Source organism: Bacteroides sp. 41_26, from assembly GCF_949740115.1.
Classification (GTDB): domain Bacteria; phylum Bacteroidota; class Bacteroidia; order Bacteroidales; family Bacteroidaceae; genus Bacteroides; species Bacteroides nordii.
Window position 1 is genome coordinate 95,387 of sequence record NZ_CATJGZ010000052.1, and the last position, 24,434, is coordinate 119,820.

The window sequence follows — 24,434 nt, forward strand, 5'->3', positions numbered from 1 at the left end:
AAGACTATCGATGGAAAAAGAAACATTAAAATGTACGGTAATAAATCTCAGCGCGGCAGACGAAAGCCCAGCGTATCCTACACTATCGCTTAACAAGTCTAACCGGTGGGTATCATTCGGAAGTAAAAACCTATTCCCGCAAGAAGTAATAAATTACAATAGTAAAAGTCCTGTAAACGCTTCGATAATAGAAAGTACAGTAACATATATTTGCGGCAAGGGGGTAAGGGATACGGAAGCCAACGCAGACAAATACGTAGGCGTTCCTAACCCGGGTGAAACCTGGGACGATGTGATAGAAAAAGTAGCAAAGGACTATAAAACATTCGGAGGTTTTTACCTGCAAATAATAGTAAACAAAAAAAGTACAACCGTATCACTGTTCCATCAAGACTTTAGCCAGGTACGTATCGGAGAGATAACCGAAACAGGAAAACCCGTAACATTCCGAATATCGAAAGACTGGACGAAGACAAGTGGAAAAAACAAGCCGTTAGAACTTCCGGTATGGCCCGGAAGCATAGATAAAGCCAAAAGAGGAATCGCCTATATCTTCTACCACTGGGATTACACCCCGGGGCTTAACTTCTACTGCATACCCGGATATTACCCGGCTATAGAATACATTAAGGCTGACGGTACGCTGGGCCAATTCTATAATAACAGCATAGATAACGGGTTTACGCCATCCGTAGTCATCAGCATGCCGAGTAATCCGTCAGAGGAGAAAAAAGCAGAGTTTCAAAAGCAGATGGAAGAAGCGTTCGCAGGTGCAAAAGGCGCCTCCTCCATCGTCATTATGTGGGGCGAAAACGACGAGATCAAACCAGTAATAACCCCATTTAATGCAAGCGCGAACGCGGATATATACAATAACGTGGAAGGTATCGTATTTCAAAAGATCATAAGTGCACATCGGTTAAGCAGCCCTACATTAGCGGGCGTATCCGGTTCCGGGAATCTCAGCGGAAACGCCGCCGAAATCATTGACGCGTATGTACTCTATAACTACACCGTAATTGAAAAGATGCGGCGTAAAATATTGGATAAGCTAAACATTTTCACGTCAATAAACGGTACTGCCCCGTTGTTTATCGACGATCTGGATGTACTTCCGAAAATACAGGAGACAGAACCTACCCTCGAAAAAGCTGAAATCGTGGAAGAAGAAAAAGCAGCCACCCTTTCTAAAAAAGATAATGCCTTAATAAGGCTATTGAAACGCTTGTTGTTCCGAAACGCCGCTTAATAAAAAAAGATATGGAAATAGTACTAATAAATGAGGAACTGTTCAGAGAGAACGGTCCGATAAAAGAGGATACGATTATAACAAAATTCGTACCATATATCAACATCGCGCAAAAGATGTACATAGAGCGTATTTTAGGTAAGTCTCTCACCGATGAACTGAAAGACCAAATAAAAGCCGCGAGTCAGAAAGACGCAACAGGTGAAGAGATCACCCCGGAAAACCAGGCATTAATACTTAAGATCGCTCCCGCATTGTCGTTCTATGCCGTATATCAGGGCTTACCGTTTCACTGGGCCAGTATCGTAAACAAGGGTATTACTTTGCGTAATTCAGAAAACAGCGACGCGGTAACGATAAATGATATTGCACAGCTTCGAAGATGGATCAAAGACGACGCGGAAGAATTAGGGCGGGATTTGATAGAATACCTCTGTAGCTGTAAGGAGTCTTACCCGCTATGGAAACCTGGAAAGGGCTGCGACTGTGGCCCATTATGGAACGGCGGAGAAGGGTCGGTAGTCAGTCCTTTCGACGCTGGTATATTCATCCCTAAACGTCGTAGATAATATGGATTGGTCGGCTATTGCAACGATAATAGGGGCGTTAGGCGGATTGGAATTTGTAAAATGGTTGGTAAACGGCAGGGCCTACGCACGGAAGGAAAATGCAAGCGCGAGAGACGCCGAACTGGCAGTACACGAAAAACAGATAGACCGCTACGAACAAAGGTTAGCACAACGCGACGCTAAAGTAGACGCGATATATAAGGAGTTACGCGAAGTACAAGCAAGAGAGTTGGAGCATATAAAAGAGATTAATCGGCTAAAATTTGAAGTAGATTTACGTGAGTTACAAAAGTGTGAGGTACGCGGATGCGACAAAAGAGAGCCGCCCAGTTCATACTAAAAAAGCCCCCCATATAATACGGGAGGCCGCCGAACAAAAAATCTAAAGGTTGTAATCAAAGCGACATTTGCCCGACTTATACCGCTATTTCTTCATACTCCAAACGACGCGCAAAACGTTTTAACCCTTTTTCTATTTTATCCGCTGTTTCTTTCCGCGGACTTTTATACCCGTTTGCATACTGCCAAAGTTGTTTTTGATTTACCCCCGTTAAACTTTCCATAGCGGGAAGCGTTATAAACTGGCTGTAATACTTAACCAAGCCTGTCACATCAAAAATTAATTCTATTTCAGGGTTATTCTTTAACACGTCAGGGGCGTTCTCATTATATTCTAAATATAAAGCTATCGCCTTTTTTACGTCATCCTTTACCTCGTCTAACGTATCCCCGACTCCGTAAATACCTTCCACATCTTTGGCCCATGCCCCGTAATGGTCTTTGCCGCCCGAAACAATAACTTTTAAAGTATCCATTTTAGTAAAATATTAGTTAGTAAAAATAAACAAGCGATACCGACGCGAAAAAAAACGAAATGAAAGGTAGGGGCTTAAAGCCCCATTTCCTTTGCAATTTTCAACCTAAGCGGCTCCGGTATCTCCTTTGAGCCGTGATTAGGAACGGGGTAACGTATTCCGTCTTTCTCGTAAATAACGTGGCTACCCGTTTGCCTGACTGATAACCAGCCTTTCTGCTTTATCAGTCTGTGAAACTCGTTGTACTTCATGTCAAATATCGCTTTGTTTACCCTACAAAAATAGTATATAAATATATACCATCCAAACAAAACGGTATATATTCATATACTATTTATACTTTTTAACTATCTACCTTTAAAACGGGCCCCGGCCCACAATACGCCACCGCCCAGGGTGGCTATACCTAAATACTGTAAGATACGTTCGTACCACCTTAACGGCATACGCACAGGCCTATCTACAGGTACTTCCACTTCTACAGGATAGGGAGCAGGTACTTTTACTTCTACCTCGTGATCTATGTACTGGATACGTACGGGTATACCGTTCTCTTTATTTTCTATTGTATGCTCGAGTATCCCACTATTGCCATGCCATACGGCCGTAGACTTTGCGTACTTTGTTTCTACTGTACTTATGGTATCCTGCGTATTCTCTCGCACATACTCTTTTTCTGTTTTGACGATAACAACAGTATCCCGTACCGTCTCTTTTATGGTTACTTTCGTCTCTACAGGAATATATTTTCGGGAACACCCGCACAGAGATAATAGAATAAGGAATATCAAAATAACTCTTTTCATAGTCTTTCCCCTTTATATGTTTTATTGTACAAAACTTGGCGACGGTTAGGACGCACGACGGTATATGAGAGGTGCACGAACGACGGATATACTATCGCCTGGTCGAAGTCCAACCCAGACGCCAACAAAGTACGTATCACCTCAATGGGAACGATATATCGTGTCACCCCGTTTACCTTTCGATAAAACTTATTGTCTGCGGCCTCGCCCCTACAATGTTGTGAGGTATCTACCCCTCCTACTACACGGTTAAGTTCTTTACTCCTGTATCCGCTCGTTATTAGGTCAGACCATCCGGTATGATCGCACAACGGTTGTAACAAGTTTAACACCAATGCCCGTACAGCAGGCTTTACATTTTCCGGTATCTCATTATTTATGCCGCGTGCCGAAGCTGTGGCACTCGCTGAAAACTCAGCATACTTAAAGTTCTTACTTATCATAGTTTTTATTATTTACGCCTTGTCGTTCCGACTGTCACGTCAAAGCCGGTTGAAATGTTGCTGAGCCGGTTTAGGAACACATACCGTTCAGCATCTTTCGCATGATTGAATTTATCTATTGGTTTTCCGGTATAGTTTCCGTCCGGGTCTTTCGTGTAACAATATTTCCGGTTCTCGTCTATGCTATTAACGGACCTTTTCGTATAATGCTTTTTATAACGGTTCATCACTTTAATTCCCAGTTCTATATCCTTATTATCGGACGGTACCGCGTTAATACCCGCATTTTTCAGCTCCTTAATACTCTTTGGTTCGGCCTTATCGCAAATCGTTTCAACGCGGGAAAACCCCGCAGAAGTAATCACTCGCGCTATATCAGGGTTATCCAGATTAGTAGCATACGCCAATTCGTCTACCCATACCTCACCGCCTTCGCCCAGAACTACCAACATTATTGCCGTAGGCGCGGACCATCCGAAGTCTACTCCGATCCAATATTTTTTCCACGTTTCACGAGGAGGCAGCCCTTCTACGATATCCCAGTTTCTTATGATCGCCCCCTCGTATATACCCGTCTCACCGAGTACCATAACACGGTAATAGTTCTCGTCTATACTTCCCTGGTATTCGATCTCAGAAACCTGTGCCTCCGTCAGCATGTCATTGTCTTTGTAAGTACTGTGTATAAGTACCGTATCTGGGCGATTCAAAACCTTTGTATCTACCCAAAAGTCATGCAGGGGGTTATAGTCGAGGAAAACCCATTCGCGGGTACGGGATGTTAATTCGCGGTACACGTCATACTGGATGTGTATACACTCGTTTATGAACAGTATATCGCGTGCCGGGCCCGTTACCTTATTCGGCATATCCACGCTAAAAAATTCGATAACGCTTTTATTTACGCAGTATATAAAGTCCGTCGCGTTCCATTTATTATCATCCCACAGCCCGTCATCTTCTAAAAAAGTCCTAAAGTCACGTATACACCCTCTTTTTAGATGCGGCATGGTCTCCGACACAATGGATATTACACGTCTTCTTGGCGACTTCACCGCGATAAGGTATAGCAACTGCAGTATAGACCACGTTTTAGACGAACGCGTCCCGCCTTTGTTCACGATATTACGTATCCCGGGGCGTTTGAATTCACGAAGATTACGACTGAACACGTTCGTAGTTTCCATTACATTAGCACACCTATGAAGACGCCTACGCACATACCTACAATGAAGACAAGCCCCACTGCGGCATACAGTTTGCCATATACTTCTTCGTCCATCATAATAATTCATTTAGTTCGTCGATATCCTCTTCCGTCTCTTTGTCTCTCACGTTCACGCGAATAGAGGGCATTCCGTTAGAAGTAATATCCTGTCGATCGACAAGGCCGTTAATACGCGCCACCAGATTGGCGGAAAATACCCCTACAGCCGCACCCTCGATCTGCTGCGTGCGTATAGCCTGCTCGATCATCTCTATCGCTTCGAGCAAATCCACTTCATCAGAAGTGGCTCTCCCCTGCTCTATCTTTTCCTTTAGATTATTCTTTGCAGACCGAAAGTAACTACCGGATACACCGAGATAATAGGTCAGCCCTTCCACCGTATAGGGCCTGCCTAACGGTATATCCGCTTCGTTATAGTCTCCTTTGTATTTCACCAGCTCCACCTTTTCCCACGGATGGCGATCGCACCAGTCAAAATACATGTAAGCCTCCTCGAGCAACACGGCCGCGTCGCTGAATATCTTATCGCGGCCGTGCTTGGTGCGTAACTTCCAGAAATGATTACCCGTTAATCGCGAAGACATAATTACAACAGCTCATCGTCTGGGTTAGTCACTTCGCCGCCTTCCTTTATCGTCGCTTTACCACCGGGCTGCACGGCGATAACTCCCTCATCAGTGGTATATGTTCCCGCCTTTACCGCCGTTCCATCCGCATGCGTTACTGTCCCCTTTTTAGGATTCTCAGGGCTGGGGATAAAATTGAATTGCTCTCCTTCGGGGGTAGACATAAGTAACGCCGGAGGTTCCGGATCGGCTTTTACTGGCGACTCATTATTATCGTCGTTTTGCCCGTTTTCCGGCTCTTCACGCGATTCTGTACCCTCGTCCTTACTCTTATCTGTTTCGGGGGTTGGATTGTCCTTTTTTACTTTTTTCTTCAAAAATGCTTCGTATCCGTCAAGCCACTTACGCAACTCCCGTACGCGGTTACGTAAACAGCTACTGCAAGACTGCGGTATATCCTTTTTGTTGAGAGCGGTGTTATAAGCGGAATACACGGCGGAAACACTATAACGGTGTTTGTCCGCTTCGGAAATTACGTTACGGACCTGTTTTACTAAGGCGGGGGTAACATTACTGTAGTTTGTCCCGCCGGCTTTTACTTCATTCATAAACTCTAAATTTTAACTTTATATACAAAAAACATATCAATCCCATCAACATGCCTACACCTATAAGGCCGAAACGAATTACGGTACATATATCCGGGCTATCGGACCCCGGGAAATACGGCGTAATAAGAAACGCCAATGCAACACCTAACAAAACGTTAAGCCAGAACGTCAGGCACGGCCGGCAACTAAAAGGCTTGAACTTTAACGGAAGTGGAAATACCTCCGTAAACAACCAACCTAATACAAAGGCCAGCAACGAGTTAACCACGATCAGCGCGGCAACTCCGATCAAAAAAATAATCGTATTCATACTATAAAGACAAAATAGATCAAATTCATATCATAGATAGCAAAAAGTCCTTTCGTTCCTCGAAACGTTTTACAACCTCTTTTTTCACATTTCCGATAGACTGCCACACCGTAACAAAGGGAATCCCGAGCATTTCGGACAGCCTTTTGTACGATATGTCGGGCGACAGTCCTACGTACATCTCGAAAAGTGAAACACTCATTTCGTCAAAATTCCCGCGTACGTACTCCATCACTTCTACGTTTATCCGCTCTACCGCTTCTTCATATTCCCGGCTATCAAATTCGGCCGCGGGTGTGTCCGTCTCATTCGTAACGGGAACAAAGCGGGCGCGAGCGTTTCTTTTCTCACGGTTAATAAGTGCGGCACGATACGAGAATAGGAAATACTTCGTATAATTAACCACCTTCGCGCCTTTCAACGCGATCGCATCGTATATACTTAACATCGTATCGCTGAACAAATCATCGTCCACTTCATACCCTCCACCGTACACGTATCTCTTCAACATGGATACATTATCCACGTACCATGACATAAACTCAGCGGCGCGTTTCTCGTCGCGTTTCGCGGGGGTCTCGCCTCCGTGTAACTTGATATACTTCTTTCCTGTGTTCATTGGTATTTCTTTTTTAAGTCCTTAATCTCATTCATTAAAAAGGTCTGGTTTGTATCCTTTGATGCCAGGCGACGACGTACACGTGTATCCCGCGTCCCCTTTACTATCAGACGATGCACGTAGATTTCTTTCAACTGTCCGCGCCGCAACAACCGCGCAACGGTCTGTTGATAATGTTCTAAATTCCAGGTCATAGAAAACCACACCATGCGCCGGCCCCCGAATTGCAAGTTAAGTCCGTGCCCGGCCCCGGCAGGGTGTATAAGCAAAAGACGTATACGCCCGGCATTCCAGTCACGAAAATCCTCTACCGTTCCCTTTCCTTTACGCAACTCACGCGCGAACGGGAATGCCGCGCATATACGCTCTACTTCATGCCGAAACTGGTACACGACTATAAAACTTTCATCCGGGTATTTTTCAAGCAAACCGCGTAACGCGTCTATCTTAACCGTATTCACCTCATGCCATACACGCGGTAACTTCTTTTCGTTATCGTCGTATTTCTGTTCCTCATATATCGCCCCGCTACTTATCTGTAGTAACTTATTCGTTAGATCAGCAGCGGTTTTTACCGTCACATCGTTACCGTCGATAAAGTCCAATACGTACGCCTCTTCCAACGTGTCGTATACCTCGCGGTCAAAGGGAGACATTTCTAATTCGATATCATCCGTATGTAGCTCAGGGAGTACGAGATAATCGCGTGTCTGCATTGTTAGTACGATATCCTGTAACTTATGTGCTATGACTTTAGGCGCACCGGGACGGGGGATATACTCATAAACCACCATGCCGTTACCGCGTGTAGTGAAGTACTTGTCTACGAATTTGCCGAACGTATCCCCCAGGCGTTCGCCGTCGTCGATCAGCAGCATTTGCGCCCACAGGTCAACGTAACCGTTAGGACTGGGCGTACCAGTCATGCCTACACGGTAATCTATCGTCTTTATAGCGCGGCGGAGTTTCTTAAACCGTTGGCTGTCCCTTGATTTGAAAAGGCTCAGTTCATCGAGTACAATACAGTCGTACGGTATCTTCCCCACATAACGTCCGCTTTTTTTCGTAACGTACTTATCTATCAGCCACACGAGATTGTCTACGCCGATTATATATATTTCCGCTTCTGCGGATAATGCTTTTTCCCGTTGTTTCCTGTCGCCCTGTATGACGCTGTATTTCATTCCCTCCAAATGTCCCCACGTTTCGATCTCGTCCGGCCAAGTTATACGGGCCACCTTGTCGGGTGCGACTACCAGCGCTTTGACAATAGCAGCTTCTTCATAGATCATGTCGTACAGATAAGAAAGGGCGATCACCGTCTTACTGAGGCTCATACCGAGAAACAACGCCGCACGCGGATTGAAGATCAGATGCTCGTAAGCTTCCACCTGGTGAGGATCGGTTCTGTAGTACTCTCCCTTACGCTTATTGTATAATATTTCTGGTATCATAGTGTTAACATGAATTCGTCTATACTTTCCTTACGGTCCAGGACTTCTACGCGAAAGCCCATCCCCTTTAATTTCCCGTGTATTCTTACCTGTAGAGCCGTAGGTTTCTTACCTTTGTCTTTCGTTTCTACGAAAATTATACGCGCCCCGGGTAACAGGACTATGCGGTCGGGAAAACCCGCAAAGAATAGAGGAGGGAACTTTACGCAAAGTCCGCCCATCCTTTCTACCCTGTTCACTAAATATCGTTCTATCTTTTTTTCCATTGTGTAACCAAGTAACCAAAAAACCAAAATTTCTATAACCTTTTATACGCGTGTGTAAATTGCGCAAATTGTGCATTTTACTCCTATTTAATCTATTTATATACTGTTTTATACTGTTACCTATTTTTTGGTTTTTTGGTTTTTAAGGGGTGTAACCCACTGTTAATTAAGTACAACCAAAAAACCAAATGCCTAATTTTATACTATGTTTTTGGTTTTTGGTTTTCACCTATAACGAAACCAAAAAACCAAAAACTACCGAACATACGCCTTTTGGTTTCCGTAGTGTTTAAACTTTAAAGTACTTCCGTACGGCGCCCACCCTTTTACGGTCTTCATTATTCGCCCCAGTTCGATACTATCGCGACGCGTAATACTATTCGGGTCCTTACCTAAACACTCCGCCCATATTTCCAGGATACACACCCTATCCCGTTTTACCGTTCCCTCATTCTTTTCGTCTGCCAACCAATTACGCCGTTGATACGTGTCGAGGTCATCCCAGTTTTCTGGTAGTGCCCGATCTAAATACACACTGATAATGCCGCTACGTTCGTCTTTCTCCAAATGTTTATCCTGTATTACGCGGGCTTCTTCTTCTAAGCCCTTCTCAGCCAGGTACAGCGGTTCTCCTTGTTTAAAACGTTCCTTCGCTTCCGCCCATAATTGAGCTACAGTTTCTGACGTCAAATACTCTTTAAAATCCTTACTGCCTTTGCCCCCTTTACAATTAACTACCCAGAAGCGGCGATTACCCGTTACGTCTCGTAAAAAGTCTTCTTCATTAGTAGTACCGAAAAATACGCAACGACGCGGAAAGTGTTCTACGCGTTTACCATACGCCACCCGATAACGGTCTTCCCGTTTACTTATGAAGTGCTTAACGGCATCTACTTCTGCCTTACGAAGGCCCGCGAGTTCACCCAGTTCAATAATCCAGGACCCCTGTATACTTTCCAGAGCTTCTTTACCTACTAATGTAGGCATACTGTCGCTAAACCAATCTCCACCCATCTTTGCGAGGGTAGTACTTTTCCCTACCCCCTGATCTCCTACCAACACCAATACATAGTCGTATTTGCAACCGGGGTTATAAATTCGTGACACGGCCGCGGTAAAAGACTTGCGTGTAACCGCTCGTGTGTATAACGTATCCGGTGCGCCGAATAAATCAATAAAAAGATTATCCAGCCTTTCTATACCATCCCAGATTAGCCCGTCCAGGTAGTCGCGTACAGGATGGTACCCGTTATTCTTTATCACTACTGTAAGCCCATCCATTATTTGTCCCTTACTTGTAACCTCATATACATTTTCAAGATACAATCGTAATTCTGCATCATCTGAATCGCATAATGGGCGGGGATACTTTGATACATTTTTATCCCACGGAAGAGGTTTTACTGCTGTTTCTCTCTGCTCAAATTCATTAAATCCGAAACACCCTTTCAGATTTTCATCGTTTTGTAAGATCAGTACTACATTATTAATTGTATTCTTTATCTTCCCCCGATTACCTTCCGTCTCTAACTCTTCTACCCAATCGTCCGCCGTGGCCGTTTTACGTGCTTCCCCCTCTATCTCGTCATAGTCATCTGCAGTCGCCATCTCGCGGCGTTGGCGTACGATCTCTTTTTTGACGGGGCCCAGTTTCCCTGCGAATTCAGTCATAGCCTTGTAACTGGGTAACTTCGTAACCTCTGTGCCGCTCTTCGCCTTTTCGTCCAGATCGGCAAACTTATGCAGCCGTACAAGGTCGAACGCGTTACAGAGTATCCCACTCGTGGCGTCGGTGGCGTGATGAGAGAATGCGAACTTATTATCGTAAACTACTAACCCGCCAGATGTAGATGCCCCGATAAGACTATACCGATTGTTTCCCATTTCCGTACATGGTTCGTACACGTCGTCGAGAAATTCGGCTATCGCCTCTTCGATCGTGTACGCCCGGCAGAAGGCGCCAACTATGCCGCCCTTATCTTCCGGGTCCTCCATCATCTTACCGGACGTCTCATGGTGTACTCTCTCTTTTACCCGGGAAGAAACCGGCCATGTTGTCGGGTCTTTCCAGTTAGGTAGTTCGGCCAGTACTTCGTCAGGGTCCATTATCTTATCGTCGTTGTACTGGAATATGAATTCGCCGTCTTTCGATGTTGACGGGTAATACATAAGGCGCGTAGGTTGGTATGTTGTGTCGTCGAAATAGTCAATACCGAGCCATGACGCGATAATACGCGAAATAGCTTCGTACTCTTCCGGGGATACTTTGCGGCTGAGCGGGATTACAATCCTAAAGCGAGGATCTTCCGGCCGGTGTTTGTGCGTTGTGTACATACAACCCGCATACCCTAACATCCCGAAGTCGATCCACATGTCTATAGGACCAAAATCGACATCCAGGCTAACCGTTTGAAGGTATTCCACGTACCCTTTTTTACGCCTCCCTTCCCGGAGGTATCCACCCACAAAGCCACCTACGTCCTTAATTTCACACTGGCGATCTTTCGTGTAGCTGAAATATTGTTTAAGGGTTTCGGGCGTCCGTTCAGTCTGTGACAGGGTGTTAACTATATCCTGCCAAGTCACGCGTTTGTTCTGCCACTTCGCTGCACGCCTGGTACTGGCGGTGGCTATATCTAACGTTATGTTGTATTTTAGACTTATCATAAAAAGCGGTTATCTAATTCGTTACACTTTATGGCTGTTATTATAGGGTTTGCCCATTCTCTTTGTAGCCTCCGCCAATCTTTGTCTATTTCGCCTTTCTTATCACGGTATAACATAGCCATAGGGAAAAAACCTTCGTCCCAGGTTGCCGTTAACCGGGCTATAGCTTTTTCAAACGTATCGCCCTTATATCCGATTAGGACGTAAGCCCTAAGTATATGGGAAGACTTCTTAAAACCAGCGTTTAATAAATACCTACCAGCCTGCACTAAAGGGTCGAAGTCGTCGGGGGTATCATAAGCAAAATAAACAGATTTAGGCCGAAGATTATACAATTTTTCGGCATATTGCGGAGTAAGTAATTTAGCCTCTAACCCACCGGTAAATTGCGGACGTTCTTTTTGCCTGGAAAGCATATTAAAAACCGCGTCTATATGTCCCGGACTACAGGCTAATAAATTATCATCCGTTAGTATATGGCCTTCTGTTATAGGAAGTTCTCGTAATTTATAGCCTTCTCGTTTTGGTACGGCACAAAACCAACATCTATTAGGACAACCGCGCGAAGTAATTACGTAACCCTTCTTTAAATACATTCCGGGTATAAAGTCTCCGCCTGGATTATTATAAGCGGGCCCTCCAATTGTAACGGGAGCTACGTGTCGCCATAATTCAGCTATCTTTTCCGCGATTGGTATGTCCCATGTAAAGGCCGTAGATATGTGTACCTCTTCGGGCTCGTCCGATATCGTAGGTTTGACAAGTCCAATACGTACGTTTTTATCATCGGGAGTAGCTTTTGTTTTACGTGGAAATATTCGTATAATATTATCGTATACCATTTTTATTCGTATAATGATTGGCTAAAATAAAAAACAGTATTACCAAAATAACCGCGGATACTAAGGGAGCCCACAGCGGAGCGGATATCCACCACCACGAACAGGTGATAACGCCCGTAAGTTTCAGTGCTACAAAAATCAGGAAAAGGACTACGGCCAATACTACCCCGTAACGTCCTACATTATTATTCTTCATATAGTTCTAATCTTTTTTATAATACTTACTTATATACCCATCCCCCTTAAGTGGTAAGCCTTTAGCCCAGTTGGGACCAACGGCCATAATATCATACATAACTGTAAGCGCGTCTTCCGCCTCATTGTCGGGAACTTCGCTCACGATCTCGTCGTGTATGTGCATAAGAATAGGTAAACCCGCATCGTAATATATCCGGTACATCGTATCGCAAAGACAATCACGGGCGATGGCCTGAGTTATATTTTCCACTAAAGAGCCGCCGTATGTATCTGTTTTCACCCATACTTTCTTAGTCTGGTCCACGCCCCAGTACGACAGCCGTCCTTTCTCTGCGGAAGCGCCATAATAAGATAGCCGACGGCCGCTGGGTAACTCTATAAACATGTATCCGCGATCGTATGAAAACTTAAGGCTACAATATTTTTTCTTTAGTACATAACTCGTCTTATTCTTTATCACATGTTTAGCCGCGTTCTCTACCTCACGCCACAGCCTTACTATCCCCGGATTGGCTGAGCGCCAAGCCTTAACAATCGCAGGCAATTCGGATTCATCCAATCCCTCGCGTAAAGCTCCCATCGCAATGAGTGCGCCCGCACCTCCCTGATATCCTAATGCGAGAGTTGCTACTTTCCCTTTAGCTCTCAAATCGCTACCGTGAGATATCATATCCAGTGGTACGTTAAACATGTTCGCCGCGGTAGCCTCGTAAATCTTACCGTGTGTGCGAAAAACATCTAATACCCACTCTTCACCGGCTTCCCACGCCAGTACGCGCGCTTCGATCGCGGAAAAATCTGATACTACAAGGCTGTGGCCTTCTGCCGCCACCAGAGCCGTACGGGTTAATCGGCTAATAACGTCCGGCACGTCTTCATAGAGAAGATCGGCAAAGCCGTATCTCACCGCTTCACGTGCTACGTCTAAATCTTTTTTGAGAGTCTTTTTTAAATTCTGAGGTTGTACTCCACGTCCGGAGAAACGTCCTGTACGATTGGCTCCATAAAACTGTATCTGCCCGCGGATACGCCCGTCTCTCTGCCTGTAGGCTAACATGGTATCGTATTTGCTTATTGATGTCTTTGACGCGAATTGTCGTAACCGTAACACCTTCTTCACTTGATCCGGGAGAAATTCGTCGTCGAGCGCGTCAGACAGATACTCTTTACCCAAGCTGTGTACCTCGTGCCCCAGCTCTTTGAATAGCCATTTCTTTAACTGTGTAAGGCTGTTCGGATTATCCACACCTGTTATACTTACTATCTCGTCGTGTACCTTCTTTGTAAAATATTCGTTAGCCTCAATAGCGGCATTTATAAATTCGCTGTCTACGGTTATGCCAGTCTCATTTATTATCTGGTCCAAAACCCAGTACTGGCGTTCTCGTTCAGGAAGACCGGGAAACCGGGATATGTATTTATAAATTTCTTTTTCCGTGCGTACGTCCTGTGCATTGTATTCTTTAAACTCGGCCCATTTTTCCGGATCGTGTTCAGGTAGGTTCTGAGTACGGCCGCCGTTCTTTTTAGTCGGTTTACACGGTTTACAGAAGTACGTTATTAAGGCTTTACCGCGAGCGTCTTTCTGCTGGCTAAGTCCTAATACCTTACTCACCTCTCCCAAGCTAAGAGGGAGGCCCAGATACGCCGCTGCAATCATAGTACAATACCATTGTTTAAGGTCAAGACATATACCGAAGTATGTACCTATACAGACGTATTCAAAATTCGCGTTGTGGGCGATCTTTAGTACATCAGAATCGATAAATGCTAACCAGACATCGGCGGGCATACTCTCTCCCGGATAAGTGTCATTCGTCATGTCCAACGCGGTTGTCGGACCGTCGTCCCAACTATAGGCGAAAAGTATAATACTAAACGTAGGGTCCTCGGCGTAACGATATACCCCTACGTCCCCTACGTCTAACTTACAACGTGTCTCTATGTCTATATGTAAATGCCTCATAATGTTATGTAATTAATTTCAAATACTCGTTTTACGCTCTTTATTAATCTTCTGTGCTCTCCGTTCATAATCCCACCCATTGAGTCGGTATACTTCCTTTAACGCGTCCTCTTTCGTTTGTCGGTCGTCTACCTTTGTCGAACTTCCGTCCCCGTCATCACGGTAGATATTATAATGCCCGAAACGTGGGGCACAATAGTATTTAGGTTTACTCATTTTTGTATTGTTATGAATTAAGTTGATTAATCATTTCATTGGCGACTGCAATGCAATATTTGCAAAATGTTTCTTTGTCAAATACAGTTTGTGGTATATTCCCCTGCATTGCAGCTTTTACAAGCTGAAAACGTCTTTCTTCCCAATCAATAAGGCTTTCTTCTGTAGATAAATTACATTCTTCTACATCCTCAAAGTCCCAAAACCGATTCATTTTTACGTCAACGCATTCATTACCTTTGCTGTCAATATAGGACACAACATCAATATCACTTCTGTATGTATGACCGGAGTAAGTTATTATATCTACTACCTCACCTGTCTTTCTTATTTTTACTTTCATTTGATTCCTTTCTATTTATGTTATTAGCCAAACTTCGGGATCGACATCCAATGGGTTATTCCTAATCTTTCTTCATTAACGTTTCCCCCAGTTTCCCATTCTCCTAAAATTGAAAGAAAACAAATAAGGAATCCATAAGCTCCTTTGGTTAGAACCATAGTATTAGCTTCCGGCATCCTATCTTTCACACTTATCCACGGTGATTGCTTAGCCTGCCATTCTGCACCAGCCTTAAAAAGAGGAACAGCATATTTTTGAATTATTGCACTGGATATTATGTAGTGTTTCTGGTCTTTATGAATTTTATAGGCAACATGAAGCTCCTGTATAACTTTATCACGTTCAATTCTTGACGCTACTTCTATATCTTGTTTCATCTTTATTTTTATTACGAGGGTTTATATTTTTGAATTATTCTATCTTTTACAGTTTCATACTTATGACTTATCCAATCACTAATCCTATCCAATATATAAGTGATAAAAATAATTGGAAGTGCGGGTATAGTGCAGATACAGTATAAATACCACAGTATTCGATATTTATATATTTTCTTCATTGCTTTTTTAATATACATCCATAATAGCAGTTTCAGAAACAGAGCCGATCTTATAATCAGCCATTGTCCCCTTCATTCCTTCGTCGAGCTTTTTCACCGCGTCACGAAGATCGGACGCCTGTACCAATACCTGCGTGGATGTTCTTTTTTCCGCGCCGCTTTTCTCGTCCAGAGTGATAAAGATAAGTTTACACTTAAACCAACGATCGGCCGCCTCTTCTTCACAAAAAAATAGTTCGCTATAGTTAGCCCGTTTTATATCGGAGATAGTAAATTCACCGGAGATAAACGGGAGCATTTCTTCTACTATGTTATTTTCAGCTTCCGTAAAAGTAAGGGCTTTAACGATATAAGGTTCGGTCACCTTTTTCGTCGTTCCGTTGTCCTGTACCTTCTCATATTTTATTTTACATTCAAACAGTGTATTCATATTTATAGGGTATTAAAGAGGGCGACAAACCGCCGCCCGTTATTTTATAACATGTCGTCGTCTTCGTCGTCATAATCGTCGTCGTACTCGTCAGGGCTAGCAGAAACACCACCCAGCTGTTCGCCTTCTTTCATTTTCATAACGCTGTTTAGGTAGAAGCTAAATCCACGAGTTTTATAATCTGTGTTATGATAAGCGTTACCAACGATTACCCCACGACAATAACACCCGCTATAAACTTCGTCCAGGTCTAATATGTCCTGTTTGTCGCTATCGAAGGCTTTAGGCTGTGAAATAGAAGTAGCCTTTAAATAATAACAGCCCCTATATGCGTCGGCGTTTACTCCTTCCGCTTCTTTTTCATCGGCGTATTCATCCCCGTCCCTTAAAGGGTTCCAGATTTTTTGGCTAGTGATCGGTAAACCTTTAAATTTGCTTTCTTTGTTTGCCTTGTACATCTCATTCAAAACTTTCTTAATACGTGCCACGTCTGGGCTATCTTTCTGAATAAGAAAAGTAACGCTATATTTTGGCGTCTTGTCGTCTTCGAAGGCTTTAGGTTCCTTCAAAGTAACATACGAAACACGGTGCGACCCTAGCACCAATTTAAACGGGTCCTTTTTTTCTTTATCCTTTGCCATATCGTTTAATATTTAATCTTTGTACGGTAATCTTATTTCTACCGGATGCGCAGGTGGCCGTACAGTAACCTTTACATCCGTTATCACTACGCTACGCTTACGTACCCATTTCACGGTACCGGCGTACTGCCCGAACGTACCAGGCTCTAAATACCTTACCCGGTAGCTTTTTTCAGTCTCACCAATTATTTCTACCTTAATGGAATGAGACGTATATCCGCCCTGATAATTGCTTAGTCTGTAATGGTACGTTGCTGTTTTCATAATAAATCGTTTAATTCTTTTTCCTCGTCTGTCTCAAAGTTGCGGTTAAAACGAATATCCGATATTAAACGTATTTTGTACGGTCTATCGGAGTCTCCTGTAGGTAAGTAGTTACCGTTCTCGTCAAGTTCATAGCAAGCGGCGATACGCCCGCCAGGATACACCTCAATACATTCGTACTTTTGTCCGTCCAGTTCGAAAGTCTGTAGCGGCTCTAAATCATTAAGTTTCATTTTTTCCCATCTTTTTCCTTTTGTGCACGTTTCCGCGCGGTTATTAACCGGCCTAATTGTATCCCCACATGTACCAGGTCTTGCGAGGTTTGCAGGGCCATATCCAATATATATCCGAATTCCTCCCCGGATATATCCGACTGGACGTATGCCCGTCCCCCGTCCGGAGCTTTAGGTTGGCGGTCCACTACCCCGAGAAAGTACTTAACTCCCTCGGCTTTCAGTGCTTCGCCCGCATCATCTAATATTTTATTAATCCGTTCTTGCTTCGTCATAATAATTCGTCATATTCATCGTCGTACTCGTCAGCAGCCGAAGCGCCTACCGCCGGGCGATCATCGTCTACGGGTGCTATTTGTACCTTTCCCGGGATAGTCATTACTTCATCTGCAAAAATCTCTTTAAACCGTTTAGGACCCATCAGCCTTTCGATCGCGGTAAGGGATTTTAAGGAGCTGTCGAAAATTTGATCTTCGTAGCCCTCCCCTATCAGAATATCTACTACATCGTCTTCGTTTTTAAAGACTCTCCTCCCGCGCCCGGCTACCAGTTTAAACCCTTTCAATGAATCACCGCTTTCCAGGCGTTTAACCGTATCCTCTTCTACTTTCTTAACCCATGATGTGATAAGGGGACCGTAGGTTAGTACAGTTGCGATATCCGCATCCGTCATGACCCGTTTGTCTTTAATCTTCTTCACATCAGAGAAACGATCATAGTATGCTTTACATGAGATACGAGCTTTGCAGAACTGGCAGTGCTGACCCGGAACAAAATCGCCCATACCTGCTATAGCCAATTCAGCCCGTGGTCTTACTTCAGTTTCTGCCCACTTCAGCAGATCGGTCACACTTATATCCCACGAAGAGGAGCCGCCCGCCCGAGGCTGGAATATAGAAAGGCTAATCGTTTCAGGTTTTATTCCCTTTAAGACGGCCGCTTCATAGGCGCCTAATCCGTAACACATCATCTGTTTGTTAGCCGTAGCACCTACCCGGACACCGGCACCATACTTAAAGTCAGTTACGTATATAACTTTTGGCGTAATGTTGGTGGCGTCTGCGGTTCCGTAACCTAACGGTATGTACTTAGTAAGATCGTAGGAATGTTCTATTAATATCGTGCCTCCCTTGTCTAACACGAAACCCGCATAAGCCTCACAGTAATCTAACATTTCCGAAGTATACAGATCATTAGATATAATCTTATCTAACATATCGTTGTACGCCTTTTGCGGTCCTTTAAACAATCCGGAACGAGCACTGAGGAGTAATGCTGCTAATTCGTGAGCAAGCGTACCCTCAGCCGAATACACACTCTCCTCTTCGGGTATCTGTTCCTCGAATCGAGCAGATGGCGTACAGGCTAACCACCTGTACGCAGCTGACGGACTTAATATAGCATGCCTATCCGCCATTAGTCTAACTCTTCTTCGGGGAATATATCGGTAAGCGCCTCTCCTTTTCCATACCTCGTAAGGGCCTCGTAAAAGTCGTCGTAGCTTTCCGGGGAAAGAGGATTTGTTTTAGAAACACTCGCAGCGTCGAATTGCCCTAATATCCATTTAACATCGGCCCCCTTACGGTTTTTCGTTAGCTTCGTCACTTCCGCTTTAATCTTTTCCAGTTTGGCGTCGTCGTCAAGTTCGGAAAATTCAGGTTCAGCAGATTTTGCCGATGTAGCGGGTTTCTCTGTTTTTGCAGACATAGCCGGTTTCTCTGTTTTTGCGGGTGCAGCTGTTTTTTCGGGTACAGCCGGCTTTTCAGATTTTACCGATTCTGTAGGTTTTACTGGTCCAGTGGGTTTCAGCTCTTTTTCAAGCATTGGCTCTACAGGAATTACGGATTTCATTAAACCGAATAAAAGGGCTTTGATTGATTCGCCCGCTTCAAATGTTACTGTTACATTAAACATGATTGTAAAAATTTAAATGGTTAATTACTTGCGCTTTTGCGCGTTATTAATGATTCTCATTACGTTCATCAGATTAGCTACTACGAACAGGTAGTATACAATGAAGCCTATTTTTGGCAGTGCGGACGCATCCACAAAAAGCGGCAGTATACTGACTGACAAATACGCTCCTATCCATTTGTTCTTTCTCATATCAGCCTCGCTAATTCCCGTTCAGCCTTTTTTGTCGCGGCTATATCCATACGACTGTAATAGATGGGCGAGTTTTTCGACGTACCGCGACGTATGGGAACGATGTTACCTCTTTCGATATGGTATTTCAACCATTGCTCACTGCCTGCGATCTTTACCGCTTCTTTATACTTCACCTCGTCCATCGCAGGATATAACTGACGTGTGATCGCCAATGCCGACAGCTCGGCGGCTTCTGTTATCTGCTGTTTAAGGGTAAATAAATCCATCATAAGTCTAAAGAATTAAGATATTCGGCTAACTCTATCGCTTTATCAATTTCGTGCACGATATCCTTGAAACGATCGGTTGGGGGAATATACTGTTGTATAGCGCCATAGCCCCTTTTGAATACGGTCGGAATGGCTACTTCACGCTCACCCAAAAGCCTTTCATCCTCTTTGGAAGTACCCTCCATCTCTTTACATATTATACCCACATAGAAACGGGGCTTTCCAGATAATTCGGCTAAAAGGCGTTCGGCATCCTCACGCTCATGCGGTTTAAATTCCTTGATTGTAGTCCATCTAAAGCGCGTCTTTACCTGTACTTTACAGGGAGATGCCTCTCTTAATTTTTTGTAGTCAAAGCCAAAACCGGTATTTTTAATACGATATTCACTCATAATATTTTATGCTATACGGGTTACTACTATAGTATCTGTTTTCGCAGATACAGAGAATTTTTTTCCGGTATCGCAGGCAACTGTATACGCAGTGTTACGTACATTACTGGCTCTTCTTTCCTTTTTGGGAATCGTAAATACTTCGTTAATCTCTAAAGAATCTATACTTCCCCTTACATTAATTCGTTCTTTTTCCATATTTATTTATATATTTGTATCGATATATATTTATATATGCAAACATACGAATTTTATTTCGTATAATACGTATTTATACAAACAAACATTCGTATTATAACATATATTAACTATAAATGATTAAGAAAAAAATGGAAGAAAATGCACCCCATCAAAAAGATGGAAGAACCAATAGGCTTAATAAAGCATACGAATATTTAAGAAGTGAGGGCGTAGTTCATACTAAAAAAGAATTAGCGGCAAAAATTGGAGTTAGTTACGCTAATGTAAGTAGCGCCATGAAAGGAGACCCCAGATATTTAACTAATAATTTTTTATTAAAATTCAATAATGCATTTGGGTGTATATTTAATTTTGATTGGCTAAACGTAGGTTGGGGACACATGATAGAAACGGAAAAGGGAGGGATTAATAAGGTAGATGAACATACTGTTACAATGTCCCGCGAAGTTTTTGATCAAATAACACGTTTAACAGAAACCGTTTTATCTCAACAGCGTACTATAGAAAATCTAACAAGTCAAAAAGATACTGCGGCCACTGCGTAAATTGCGCATGTAAAAGTAATAAGATTATTAGGATGGTTCCGAAATAAGAAAACTTTTTATCAATAATTTTAAAATATCTTATATTATGGAAGAACTAAAGAAGAATGAGGGCCCTACCCTCTTACGCCAATCATCATTAGTGTTTCAAGTAATTTGCGCTATATTGTGCGCTGCCGGGATCGTATATGGTATTGTAGAAATGGTGGATAAAAATTTGTCGGGAATAATCTATATTTGTATAGGGATTATAACGCTTATCATAGGATACCTGATAAGAGGAGCGTCTCTATGCTTGGCCGATATAGCAGAAAAATAATATGGCGAAAAAAGTAATACCCAAAACGTCTAAAGCCGCACCGCCAAAACCGACGCATTCGCAGCCGGTTTTAAAGACAAGAACGGCCCTTTGTAAATCACCTAAAAAGTCGAAAGGCCAATAATAAGACACGCGGCAACAAGAAATAAAGAAAGGGACCCTAATAACAAATAAAGTACATTTCTATATTTTCGTGCCCTTTCTTTATTCGATTCTTCCATATAATCAATACTTTCCTGCAAAGCCTCTAACTCGTATTTCCTAAAGTTGGTTTCCCCGCGATCCCTATAATTCTTTAACGTATTCAATACAAGTCGTTCACGCGGAGACGCGCCCGGGCCAACGGCCGGATATGGCGATATTATACAAAAGACGATATAATAGCAAACTGAGACACAAACGATCAAAAACAAAGCTGCCAACATGAAATAATAGAAATTCTTAATTGATAGAGAAGACGTAATAACAAAAGGGTATACCGCAACGATTATCCCGATTAACGTATAACATCGCCCTGTTATTGTCCCTGATATTCTGTATAAGTCTTCTAAATACTTTTCACCCTGATCGAACACATAATTCGTTATATCGTCGTTCATCAAGTCCCACATTTCGTCGGTTATCCACGGTTCTAATTTTCTTTCCATATCCTTTTTACTTAAAGACAAAAAACATTCGGAACGTCTTAACCGATATACAACAATTCCAATTCGGACCAGTCGAACAAGTCCAGTACCTTTTTATTTGCGTTCCAGATGACTGTCCAATCCTTATCTATGTAGATATCGGTAATTCGCATCTCCTTATCTACATGGTTAAGGGCTTCGTGTACAGTGGCCTTGTCAATTCCTACCGCAGACGAACGCGCAATAGTTGCCCAACTATGGCGGGCAGCGTAAAAGGTAAGTCCCTCTACTCCTATTTCCTTTCCGATCTCTTTTAATCCTTCATTTATGATTTTATTAAACGTCTTACAGCTGGAATAGTGAGACGAGAAATTAAAATATTTGTCTGTCCCTCGATATTTATTAATTAATTCCGTAGCGCAGTATTCTACCCTTACCCGCATCTCTGCTTTATCATCGCGACGGGTAGCAGTCTTTTTGCGATTATAGATAAGTACACCGTCTTTCGGCGGAAGTGCGTAGTACATATCCGCACTATTTATTCCTATGAACATGAACGATAACAGAAAACAGTCTTTCGCGAGATTATACGCGGACCATTTTCCGGGCAATTCCGGCCTGTATGGCAAGTCTATTATACTTTGTATCATTTCAACAGAAATGGCCCTTTTGCGAGTCCGCGGTTGCGCTTTGATTTTGAAATGCACGAACGGAGAATACGGTATGTTGATTATCCCCCTGTCTTCGTCGTTAAACTCTTCTTTAGCCTGGTTATATAACGCGCGAATACAGGAAAGATATAAAGATACAGCTCGCGCGCCCTTCTTCTCCTCCTCTTTACCTGTAACCTTTTTACGGTTATTTCCGCGTCGGGACGGTTCGGATTCTATAAATTTTTCAAATCCACGTAAAAAAGAGGCGTTGATCTCCGATATATCTAATTCATCACGTGCAATAAACCGGCGCAATAAATTTAAGGCGGACTCATAAATCATGGCTGTACCCTTTGACAGCCCCTGAATTTTAGTTTCAGCGTATTTTATAAAATCTAACCGAAAAGTACTTCCACCCTGTAAGACGAATTTCAATCTTTCGATCAAAACAGCGATCGGCATTGAAAGAATTTCACTACCCATATTGTTACAGGCGTCTCTACACTTTTTTATCAGTTCGTTACTGATATCGATTATCCGCTGATTCTTTATTTTCAGGCCGCGAGTAAGATCATCAGAAGTCGCAAAAAGATTCGTAGATATACGCCGAACCTCTTTGTTATGTGTAACGCGGATACGTACATTATACGTTCCGTCCTTACGTTTATTTTGTATCTCAGATTTAAAAGTCGGCATTCTATGTCAATTATACGTCAATTTTGCAGGGCAAATATAGTTAAAAGTAACCGAAAGTAACCCGAAAATTTTGATATAAAAAAATGGCCGGTCTTTATAAGATCGGCCAAAATGCCTAAAATCAGCTACTTTTTAGGCAAAATACTTGCATATTCGGAATAATATCCTCATTTTTGCAACGCTTTTCGAAAAAGGGGGGTTAGCTCATCTGGCTAGAGCGCAACACTGGCAGTGTTGAGGTGATCGGTTCGAGTCCGATACTCTCCACCTCTTCTAAAGGTTATACAGCATAGTTTTTGCATCTTTCTAAATTAATCTCAAATATAAGTTATCATTATTATTGCTAAGCCCCCAAAGAACAATTTGGTATTAGAAGCACTATCAGATACTTTCATCAAGAGTTTTAAAGGAAGATATATCATCATAAAGAATATTTCATTCATCTATAGATTGATTATAACTCTAAATTTTATAGTTTCGGAACCTACAATTCAAACCACTTTTTTCATTTATAACAGAGAATAAGTAACTACCTTCACCAAAAAATTTCTATATATAAGACTCGTAAACCATTTAAAAACAGCACTTACCGAAGTTAGTGCTGTTAAAGATACTAATTTGAGAGCTAATCACAACAACTATAAGCGTGTTCAGTTAGAGGAATGGGCTGTTAAAGATACTAATTTGAGAGCTAATCACAACATAAGGAGGTATGTCCTATTCAGTCTTTTCGCTGTTAAAGATACTAATTTGAGAGCTAATCACAACGCATAAATTTCATATCGATTTTTCAATTGCGCTGTTAAAGATACTAATTTGAGAGCTAATCACAACTGAAAAGGGTGAAGGGTTGACCCTGAGATAGCTGTTAAAGATACTAATTTGAGAGCTAATCACAACAATATCTCTGCTGACACTCACTTGAAAGGGCTGTTAAAGATACTAATTTGAGAGCTAATCACAACTATTGTTTTGCAATTAAAAAAAAAATATAAGCTGTTAAAGATACTAATTTGAGAGCTAATCACAACCGTTTTGCTCAAGCTACCGGAGCTGAGCTAGCTGTTAAAGATACTAATTTGAGAGCTAATCACAACCCATACCGCGCCCGTCAACAGATACAAGGAGCTGTTAAAGATACTAATTTGAGAGCTAATCACAACTATGAGGTACCGAATAGATCCGCCTTCTTCGCTGTTAAAGATACTAATTTGAAAGCTAATCACAACTATGTACCCTGTCCAGTACTTCAAGTACTTGCTGTTAAAGACACTAATTTGAAAGTTAATTACAACATAATACAGACAAAAACAGGTAATAATCGTGCTGTTA

The 24,434-nt window shown here is 42.8% G+C and carries 34 protein-coding genes, 1 tRNA gene and 1 CRISPR repeat array (1 of these 36 cut by a window edge); of the genes, 6 read left to right on the plus strand and 29 right to left on the minus strand.

What is annotated here, in order from left to right:
• Positions 1-10: 10 nt before the first annotated feature.
• The 3 genes from QX565_RS03795 to QX565_RS03805 are packed head-to-tail and all read left to right on the plus strand — an operon-like array spanning position 11 to position 2,158.
• Positions 11-1,249: a phage portal family protein gene (locus QX565_RS03795; RefSeq protein ID WP_289291359.1), complete on the plus strand. Its 1,239-nt coding sequence runs from the start codon at positions 11-13 to the stop codon at positions 1,247-1,249.
• 11 nt (positions 1,250-1,260) lie between these two features.
• Positions 1,261-1,818: a DUF6712 family protein gene (locus QX565_RS03800; RefSeq protein WP_007486374.1), complete on the plus strand. Its 558-nt coding sequence runs from the start codon at positions 1,261-1,263 to the stop codon at positions 1,816-1,818.
• 1 nt (position 1,819) lies between these two features.
• Positions 1,820-2,158, plus strand: a complete 339-nt coding sequence (locus tag QX565_RS03805; protein ID WP_289291360.1) for a hypothetical protein — start codon at positions 1,820-1,822, stop codon at positions 2,156-2,158.
• 76 nt (positions 2,159-2,234) lie between these two features.
• On the opposite strand, the gene QX565_RS03810 is transcribed toward QX565_RS03805, so the two are convergent.
• The 28 genes from QX565_RS03810 to QX565_RS03940 all read right to left on the minus strand — a co-directional run bounded on the left by QX565_RS03810 (position 2,235) and on the right by QX565_RS03940 (position 20,263).
• Positions 2,235-2,633: a type II toxin-antitoxin system HicB family antitoxin gene (locus QX565_RS03810; RefSeq protein ID WP_007486370.1), complete on the minus strand. Its 399-nt coding sequence runs from the start codon at positions 2,631-2,633 to the stop codon at positions 2,235-2,237.
• Positions 2,634-2,707: 74 nt separating this feature from the next.
• The gene (locus QX565_RS20580; RefSeq protein ID WP_044166607.1) at positions 2,708-2,884 is read right to left on the minus strand and encodes a type II toxin-antitoxin system HicA family toxin; all 177 of its coding nucleotides are present in this window, start codon (positions 2,882-2,884) and stop codon (positions 2,708-2,710) included.
• A 96-nt stretch (positions 2,885-2,980) separates the two neighbouring features.
• Entirely contained in the window at positions 2,981-3,439 is a 459-nt protein-coding gene (locus QX565_RS03815; RefSeq protein WP_289291362.1) for a hypothetical protein, read from the minus strand.
• A complete protein-coding gene (locus QX565_RS03820) occupies positions 3,436-3,882 on the minus strand; it encodes a D-Ala-D-Ala carboxypeptidase family metallohydrolase (protein ID WP_289291365.1) in 447 nt (148 codons plus the stop codon). Before QX565_RS03820 ends, QX565_RS03815 begins: the two co-directional genes overlap by 4 nt.
• An 8-nt stretch (positions 3,883-3,890) precedes the next feature.
• Complete coding sequence (locus QX565_RS03825; protein WP_007486364.1) at positions 3,891-5,069, minus strand: PBSX family phage terminase large subunit; 1,179 nt, start codon at positions 5,067-5,069, stop codon at positions 3,891-3,893.
• 94 nt (positions 5,070-5,163) lie between these two features.
• On the minus strand, positions 5,164-5,694 hold the full coding sequence (locus QX565_RS03830) for a terminase small subunit (protein ID WP_007486359.1): 531 nt from the start codon (positions 5,692-5,694) through the stop codon (positions 5,164-5,166).
• Positions 5,695-5,696: 2 nt separating this feature from the next.
• A complete protein-coding gene (locus QX565_RS03835) occupies positions 5,697-6,086 on the minus strand; it encodes a hypothetical protein (protein ID WP_289291369.1) in 390 nt (129 codons plus the stop codon).
• 536 nt (positions 6,087-6,622) lie between these two features.
• Positions 6,623-7,108, minus strand: a complete 486-nt coding sequence (locus QX565_RS03840) for a hypothetical protein (RefSeq protein WP_237977289.1) — start codon at positions 7,106-7,108, stop codon at positions 6,623-6,625.
• A 104-nt stretch (positions 7,109-7,212) separates the two neighbouring features.
• On the minus strand, positions 7,213-8,670 hold the full coding sequence (locus tag QX565_RS03845) for an SNF2-related protein (RefSeq protein WP_289291370.1): 1,458 nt from the start codon (positions 8,668-8,670) through the stop codon (positions 7,213-7,215).
• Positions 8,667-8,936, minus strand: coding sequence for a PDDEXK family nuclease (locus QX565_RS03850; protein WP_289291372.1), 270 nt, complete (start codon positions 8,934-8,936; stop codon positions 8,667-8,669). The genes QX565_RS03845 and QX565_RS03850 overlap by 4 nt, the downstream gene beginning before the upstream one ends.
• Before the next feature lie 255 nt (positions 8,937-9,191).
• Positions 9,192-11,603: a virulence-associated E family protein gene (locus QX565_RS03855; RefSeq protein WP_289291374.1), complete on the minus strand. Its 2,412-nt coding sequence runs from the start codon at positions 11,601-11,603 to the stop codon at positions 9,192-9,194.
• A complete protein-coding gene (locus tag QX565_RS03860; protein ID WP_289291376.1) occupies positions 11,600-12,445 on the minus strand; it encodes a radical SAM protein in 846 nt (281 codons plus the stop codon). The genes QX565_RS03855 and QX565_RS03860 overlap by 4 nt, the downstream gene beginning before the upstream one ends.
• On the minus strand, positions 12,432-12,641 hold the full coding sequence (locus QX565_RS03865; protein ID WP_289291378.1) for a hypothetical protein: 210 nt from the start codon (positions 12,639-12,641) through the stop codon (positions 12,432-12,434). Before QX565_RS03865 ends, QX565_RS03860 begins: the two co-directional genes overlap by 14 nt.
• A 6-nt stretch (positions 12,642-12,647) precedes the next feature.
• Complete coding sequence (locus tag QX565_RS03870) at positions 12,648-14,609, minus strand: DNA polymerase (RefSeq protein WP_289291380.1); 1,962 nt, start codon at positions 14,607-14,609, stop codon at positions 12,648-12,650.
• A gap of 18 nt (positions 14,610-14,627) precedes the next feature.
• The gene (locus tag QX565_RS03875) at positions 14,628-14,825 is read right to left on the minus strand and encodes a hypothetical protein (protein WP_007486293.1); all 198 of its coding nucleotides are present in this window, start codon (positions 14,823-14,825) and stop codon (positions 14,628-14,630) included.
• Positions 14,826-14,835: 10 nt separating this feature from the next.
• The gene (locus tag QX565_RS03880; protein ID WP_289291382.1) at positions 14,836-15,168 is read right to left on the minus strand and encodes a hypothetical protein; all 333 of its coding nucleotides are present in this window, start codon (positions 15,166-15,168) and stop codon (positions 14,836-14,838) included.
• 23 nt (positions 15,169-15,191) lie between these two features.
• Positions 15,192-15,545, minus strand: coding sequence for a DUF551 domain-containing protein (locus QX565_RS03885; RefSeq protein WP_289291383.1), 354 nt, complete (start codon positions 15,543-15,545; stop codon positions 15,192-15,194).
• A 189-nt stretch (positions 15,546-15,734) separates the two neighbouring features.
• A complete protein-coding gene (locus QX565_RS03890; RefSeq protein WP_289291430.1) occupies positions 15,735-16,163 on the minus strand; it encodes a DUF4494 domain-containing protein in 429 nt (142 codons plus the stop codon).
• 38 nt (positions 16,164-16,201) lie between these two features.
• Positions 16,202-16,798, minus strand: a complete 597-nt coding sequence (locus tag QX565_RS03895; RefSeq protein WP_289291384.1) for a DUF2815 family protein — start codon at positions 16,796-16,798, stop codon at positions 16,202-16,204.
• Between the two features lie 12 nt (positions 16,799-16,810).
• Positions 16,811-17,062, minus strand: a complete 252-nt coding sequence (locus tag QX565_RS03900) for a hypothetical protein (RefSeq protein WP_289291386.1) — start codon at positions 17,060-17,062, stop codon at positions 16,811-16,813.
• Positions 17,059-17,295: a hypothetical protein gene (locus QX565_RS03905; protein ID WP_289291388.1), complete on the minus strand. Its 237-nt coding sequence runs from the start codon at positions 17,293-17,295 to the stop codon at positions 17,059-17,061. The genes QX565_RS03900 and QX565_RS03905 overlap by 4 nt, the downstream gene beginning before the upstream one ends.
• Complete coding sequence (locus QX565_RS03910) at positions 17,292-17,570, minus strand: hypothetical protein (RefSeq protein WP_007486282.1); 279 nt, start codon at positions 17,568-17,570, stop codon at positions 17,292-17,294. The genes QX565_RS03905 and QX565_RS03910 overlap by 4 nt, the downstream gene beginning before the upstream one ends.
• Positions 17,567-18,712, minus strand: a complete 1,146-nt coding sequence (locus QX565_RS03915) for a DUF2800 domain-containing protein (protein ID WP_289291390.1) — start codon at positions 18,710-18,712, stop codon at positions 17,567-17,569. Before QX565_RS03915 ends, QX565_RS03910 begins: the two co-directional genes overlap by 4 nt.
• A complete protein-coding gene (locus QX565_RS03920) occupies positions 18,712-19,209 on the minus strand; it encodes a hypothetical protein (RefSeq protein ID WP_289291393.1) in 498 nt (165 codons plus the stop codon). Before QX565_RS03920 ends, QX565_RS03915 begins: the two co-directional genes overlap by 1 nt.
• 24 nt (positions 19,210-19,233) lie before the next feature.
• Positions 19,234-19,401 (minus strand): hypothetical protein, encoded by a 168-nt coding sequence (locus QX565_RS03925; RefSeq protein WP_289291394.1) that lies wholly within the window; start codon positions 19,399-19,401, stop codon positions 19,234-19,236.
• Positions 19,398-19,673 carry a hypothetical protein gene (locus QX565_RS03930; protein WP_232302063.1) on the minus strand — a complete coding sequence of 92 codons (276 nt, stop codon included), beginning with the start codon at positions 19,671-19,673 and terminating at the stop codon, positions 19,398-19,400. Before QX565_RS03930 ends, QX565_RS03925 begins: the two co-directional genes overlap by 4 nt.
• Positions 19,670-20,065 carry a hypothetical protein gene (locus QX565_RS03935; protein WP_289291399.1) on the minus strand — a complete coding sequence of 132 codons (396 nt, stop codon included), beginning with the start codon at positions 20,063-20,065 and terminating at the stop codon, positions 19,670-19,672. Before QX565_RS03935 ends, QX565_RS03930 begins: the two co-directional genes overlap by 4 nt.
• A gap of 6 nt (positions 20,066-20,071) precedes the next feature.
• The gene (locus tag QX565_RS03940; protein ID WP_289291400.1) at positions 20,072-20,263 is read right to left on the minus strand and encodes a hypothetical protein; all 192 of its coding nucleotides are present in this window, start codon (positions 20,261-20,263) and stop codon (positions 20,072-20,074) included.
• A gap of 116 nt (positions 20,264-20,379) precedes the next feature.
• Here QX565_RS03940 and QX565_RS03945 point away from each other — a divergent pair, with 116 nt between their 5' ends.
• Positions 20,380-20,811, plus strand: a complete 432-nt coding sequence (locus tag QX565_RS03945; RefSeq protein ID WP_289291402.1) for a helix-turn-helix domain-containing protein — start codon at positions 20,380-20,382, stop codon at positions 20,809-20,811.
• 85 nt (positions 20,812-20,896) lie between these two features.
• Positions 20,897-21,127 (plus strand): hypothetical protein, encoded by a 231-nt coding sequence (locus QX565_RS03950; RefSeq protein ID WP_289291403.1) that lies wholly within the window; start codon positions 20,897-20,899, stop codon positions 21,125-21,127.
• A gap of 685 nt (positions 21,128-21,812) precedes the next feature.
• Here the strand turns inward: QX565_RS03950 and QX565_RS03955 are convergent.
• The gene (locus QX565_RS03955; protein ID WP_289291405.1) at positions 21,813-23,102 is read right to left on the minus strand and encodes a tyrosine-type recombinase/integrase; all 1,290 of its coding nucleotides are present in this window, start codon (positions 23,100-23,102) and stop codon (positions 21,813-21,815) included.
• A gap of 193 nt (positions 23,103-23,295) precedes the next feature.
• On the opposite strand from QX565_RS03955, the gene QX565_RS03960 reads away from it, so the two are divergent.
• Positions 23,296-23,369 (plus strand) — tRNA-Ala (locus tag QX565_RS03960).
• A 333-nt stretch (positions 23,370-23,702) separates the two neighbouring features.
• Positions 23,703-24,434: direct repeats of the CRISPR family, unit length 36 nt; unit sequence GCTGTTAAAGATACTAATTTGAGAGCTAATCACAAC (it continues 95 nt past the right edge of the window).

Bases quoted from the DNA above. Each gene is read 5' to 3' on its own strand.
- QX565_RS03945 (WP_289291402.1), top strand. From the start codon at position 20,380: ATGATTAAGAAAAAAATGGAAGAAAATGCACCCCATCAAAAAGATGGA.
- QX565_RS03845 (WP_289291370.1), bottom strand. From the start codon at position 8,670: ATGATACCAGAAATATTATACAATAAGCGTAAGGGAGAGTACTACAGA.
- QX565_RS03855 (WP_289291374.1), bottom strand. From the start codon at position 11,603: ATGATAAGTCTAAAATACAACATAACGTTAGATATAGCCACCGCCAGT.
- QX565_RS20580 (WP_044166607.1), bottom strand. From the start codon at position 2,884: ATGAAGTACAACGAGTTTCACAGACTGATAAAGCAGAAAGGCTGGTTA.
- QX565_RS03840 (WP_237977289.1), bottom strand. From the start codon at position 7,108: ATGTTGAAGAGATACGTGTACGGTGGAGGGTATGAAGTGGACGATGAT.
- QX565_RS03860 (WP_289291376.1), bottom strand. From the start codon at position 12,445: ATGGTATACGATAATATTATACGAATATTTCCACGTAAAACAAAAGCT.
- QX565_RS03795 (WP_289291359.1), top strand. From the start codon at position 11: ATGGAAAAAGAAACATTAAAATGTACGGTAATAAATCTCAGCGCGGCA.
- QX565_RS03930 (WP_232302063.1), bottom strand. From the start codon at position 19,673: ATGATGGATTTATTTACCCTTAAACAGCAGATAACAGAAGCCGCCGAG.
- QX565_RS03915 (WP_289291390.1), bottom strand. From the start codon at position 18,712: ATGGCGGATAGGCATGCTATATTAAGTCCGTCAGCTGCGTACAGGTGG.
- QX565_RS03950 (WP_289291403.1), top strand. From the start codon at position 20,897: ATGGAAGAACTAAAGAAGAATGAGGGCCCTACCCTCTTACGCCAATCA.
- QX565_RS03875 (WP_007486293.1), bottom strand. From the start codon at position 14,825: ATGAGTAAACCTAAATACTATTGTGCCCCACGTTTCGGGCATTATAAT.
- QX565_RS03870 (WP_289291380.1), bottom strand. From the start codon at position 14,609: ATGAGGCATTTACATATAGACATAGAGACACGTTGTAAGTTAGACGTA.
- QX565_RS03850 (WP_289291372.1), bottom strand. From the start codon at position 8,936: ATGGAAAAAAAGATAGAACGATATTTAGTGAACAGGGTAGAAAGGATG.
- QX565_RS03935 (WP_289291399.1), bottom strand. From the start codon at position 20,065: ATGAGTGAATATCGTATTAAAAATACCGGTTTTGGCTTTGACTACAAA.
- QX565_RS03900 (WP_289291386.1), bottom strand. From the start codon at position 17,062: ATGAAAACAGCAACGTACCATTACAGACTAAGCAATTATCAGGGCGGA.
- QX565_RS03910 (WP_007486282.1), bottom strand. From the start codon at position 17,570: ATGACGAAGCAAGAACGGATTAATAAAATATTAGATGATGCGGGCGAA.
- QX565_RS03810 (WP_007486370.1), bottom strand. From the start codon at position 2,633: ATGGATACTTTAAAAGTTATTGTTTCGGGCGGCAAAGACCATTACGGG.
- QX565_RS03825 (WP_007486364.1), bottom strand. From the start codon at position 5,069: ATGGAAACTACGAACGTGTTCAGTCGTAATCTTCGTGAATTCAAACGC.
- QX565_RS03955 (WP_289291405.1), bottom strand. From the start codon at position 23,102: ATGCCGACTTTTAAATCTGAGATACAAAATAAACGTAAGGACGGAACG.
- QX565_RS03925 (WP_289291394.1), bottom strand. From the start codon at position 19,401: ATGAGAAAGAACAAATGGATAGGAGCGTATTTGTCAGTCAGTATACTG.
- QX565_RS03940 (WP_289291400.1), bottom strand. From the start codon at position 20,263: ATGGAAAAAGAACGAATTAATGTAAGGGGAAGTATAGATTCTTTAGAG.
- QX565_RS03820 (WP_289291365.1), bottom strand. From the start codon at position 3,882: ATGATAAGTAAGAACTTTAAGTATGCTGAGTTTTCAGCGAGTGCCACA.
- QX565_RS03905 (WP_289291388.1), bottom strand. From the start codon at position 17,295: ATGAAACTTAATGATTTAGAGCCGCTACAGACTTTCGAACTGGACGGA.
- QX565_RS03805 (WP_289291360.1), top strand. From the start codon at position 1,820: ATGGATTGGTCGGCTATTGCAACGATAATAGGGGCGTTAGGCGGATTG.
- QX565_RS03920 (WP_289291393.1), bottom strand. From the start codon at position 19,209: ATGTTTAATGTAACAGTAACATTTGAAGCGGGCGAATCAATCAAAGCC.
- QX565_RS03830 (WP_007486359.1), bottom strand. From the start codon at position 5,694: ATGTCTTCGCGATTAACGGGTAATCATTTCTGGAAGTTACGCACCAAG.
- QX565_RS03895 (WP_289291384.1), bottom strand. From the start codon at position 16,798: ATGGCAAAGGATAAAGAAAAAAAGGACCCGTTTAAATTGGTGCTAGGG.
- QX565_RS03800 (WP_007486374.1), top strand. From the start codon at position 1,261: ATGGAAATAGTACTAATAAATGAGGAACTGTTCAGAGAGAACGGTCCG.
- QX565_RS03815 (WP_289291362.1), bottom strand. From the start codon at position 3,439: ATGAAAAGAGTTATTTTGATATTCCTTATTCTATTATCTCTGTGCGGG.
- QX565_RS03885 (WP_289291383.1), bottom strand. From the start codon at position 15,545: ATGAAACAAGATATAGAAGTAGCGTCAAGAATTGAACGTGATAAAGTT.
- QX565_RS03865 (WP_289291378.1), bottom strand. From the start codon at position 12,641: ATGAAGAATAATAATGTAGGACGTTACGGGGTAGTATTGGCCGTAGTC.
- QX565_RS03880 (WP_289291382.1), bottom strand. From the start codon at position 15,168: ATGAAAGTAAAAATAAGAAAGACAGGTGAGGTAGTAGATATAATAACT.